Annotated in this window: 2 protein-coding genes and 1 pseudogene; 2 read left to right on the plus strand and 1 reads right to left on the minus strand. The window is 71.2% G+C overall.

Translation table 11 applies throughout. The features are described from left to right. Positions 1-877 (plus strand): annotated as a pseudogene (locus tag PKH97_RS16140) (MFS transporter); the annotation flags it as partial. Between the two features lie 5 nt (positions 878-882). Here PKH97_RS16140 and PKH97_RS16145 read toward each other — a convergent pair. Continuing rightward, the gene (locus tag PKH97_RS16145; RefSeq protein ID WP_324388630.1) at positions 883-1,371 is read right to left on the minus strand and encodes an META domain-containing protein; all 489 of its coding nucleotides are present in this window, start codon (positions 1,369-1,371) and stop codon (positions 883-885) included. Positions 1,372-1,421: 50 nt separating this feature from the next. On the opposite strand from PKH97_RS16145, the gene PKH97_RS16150 reads away from it, so the two are divergent. Next, positions 1,422-2,036, plus strand: a complete 615-nt coding sequence (locus tag PKH97_RS16150) for a GrpB family protein (RefSeq protein ID WP_324388631.1) — start codon at positions 1,422-1,424, stop codon at positions 2,034-2,036. Positions 2,037-2,134: the final 98 nt, after the last annotated feature.

A 2,134-nucleotide genomic window follows, 5' to 3' on the forward strand; every position in this document is an offset into this window, starting at 1 on the left:
GGCGGACCCGGCGGGCGCGGCGCTGCTCGGGGGCGCGCTCGGGTGCGTTGTGCTGACGTTCGCCGCCTCCGACCCCGAGAAGGAGGTCGTCGGCCCGCTCGGCTTCGCGCTCCTTCCCCTGGGCGTGGCCAGCGCGATCGGCTATGCCGTGCTCCACCGCCGATCGGCAGCGCCGGTGATCCCGCGCGGCCTGGTGCGCGGGCGCACGGTCTGGGCCCTTGTGGTCTCACTCTTTGTCGGAGTCGCCCTGGTCGCCGTGATCGTTGATGTCCCTCTGCTTGCGCGCCTGGTGCACACCGACTCGGCTGGCGCGCAACCGGTCGCCACCGAGGGGGCGCTGATCCTCGTGCGCTTCCTGATCGCGGTCCCGGTCGGGGCGCTCCTGGGTGGCTGGGCGTTGCGCTGGCTCGGCGACGGTCTGGTCGCGGCCGTCGGCCTCGGGCTGGCGGCCGTCGGCATCGGCCTACTGACGACCTACGGCCGCGGGTCGTTCGCCGGCTTCTTGTCGTATGCCGTGCTCGCGCTTGCCGGTCTCGGCCTCGGTCTCGCCCTGGCCCCGGTCAACAACGCCGCGCTTGCCGAGGCGCCGCAATCGGCCCATGGCACGGCCAGCGCGCTCGTCGTCGTCGCGCGCATGGTCGGCATGGTCGTGGGGATCGCCCTGCTCACCGCGCTGGGCCTGCACCACTACTACCAGGTCGTTGCCGACCTGCCCGATCCGTCTGATCGCAAGGCCCTGGTCGACGCCGCAATCTCGCAGGTGCACTTCGTCTTCCGCGGGGCGGCGGTGGCCGCCGCGCTCGGCGCGCTCAGCGCCGTCGCGCTGGGACTGAGGCGGCGCGGGCAAGTGAGCGGGCAGCATACGTTCGGGTTGTAGGGCGCTTAGCTGGTGGGCGAACTGCTGACCGGAGTGTCCGGGTCGCCGGTCATTCCCGGCTCGGGCGCGAGCGACTTGTCGAATCCGAGCCACCCGTCGTCCCAGACGAGGGAGACATAAGGCCCCGACCAGTCGATGCGGGGGCGCTTGGCGAGGTGGGCGGCGAGCCAGGTGTCCTGGGCCATCAGCTCCGGGGCGCAGGCCATCTCGGTGATGGCGAGATCACCGGCGACCAGGTGCGAGTCGGCGGCACTCGCCGGCCCGGACATGGTGTTGCAGCCGGCCTGCACGATGATCGCGTCCGGCCTGATCTGCATCGTGAGCACACTGCCCTTGACCAGCGGCGTGGGGGACTGGGCGGTGTTGACGGCGGTATAGCTACCGACGATTTGGCTGAGGTTCTTCACGGGAACAGTGCCGTTCTTGGCGTCACCGCCATCTGCGCAGGCCGTGAGCAGCGCAATGGTGGCGAGGGCGGCTGCGCGAGCGAACATGGGCCTTGGACGCGGCGTCGATCGGCTGCGGTTCCGTCTACCGTTGCGTGATGCCGACTCACCCCCTGTGGCACCCGTATGCCGTGCCCACCGACGCCGAGATCGCCGCCGCCCGCGTGCTGCCCGCTCCTGCCGAGCGGGTCGAGGTGGTCGCGCCGGACCCCGGCTGGGCTGCGGCCTTTGAACGGGTGCGGGAGCAAATCGGCGCGGCCTTGGGGGCGCGGGCGCTCGCGATCACCCACGTCGGCTCGACATCGGTGCCCGGGCTGGCCGCCAAGCCCGTGATCGATGTCGACCTGATCGTCGCGGACGCGCGCGATGAGGCCGCCTATCTGCCCGCGCTGGAAAGCGCCGGCTTCGTGCTGCGCATCCGCGAGCCGGAGTGGCACGAGCACCGACTGGTCCGCGGCGCCGAACCGGTAGCGAATGTGCACATCTGGAGCCCGGACTGCCCGGAGCCGGCGCGGCACCGGATGTTCCGCGACTGGCTGCGGGCGGACGACGACGACCGCCGCGCCTATGGGGAGCTGAAACTCGCTCTTGCGCACCAAGGTTTCGAGGACGTCATGCACTACAACAACGCCAAGTCGGCACTGATCTACGACATCTACGAGCGCGCCTTCGCCGCCGACCCCGCCCACCCGCACGACCCACAGCCCCGCTGACCCCGGCCGGTCCCAAACTCCCGTCGAGTGGCTGGTCCCAAACTCCCGTCGAGTGGCCGGTTCAGACCCGTCGAGTGGGACGGGCCGAAGGCTCGTCC

The organism is Nostocoides sp. (genome assembly GCF_035343835.1).
Lineage (GTDB): Bacteria > Actinomycetota > Actinomycetes > Actinomycetales > Dermatophilaceae > Nostocoides_A > Nostocoides_A vanveenii.

Coding starts and splice junctions, on each gene's coding strand:
- PKH97_RS16145 (WP_324388630.1), bottom strand. CDS start 1,371: ATGTTCGCTCGCGCAGCCGCCCTCGCCACCATTGCGCTGCTCACGGCC.
- PKH97_RS16150 (WP_324388631.1), top strand. CDS start 1,422: ATGCCGACTCACCCCCTGTGGCACCCGTATGCCGTGCCCACCGACGCC.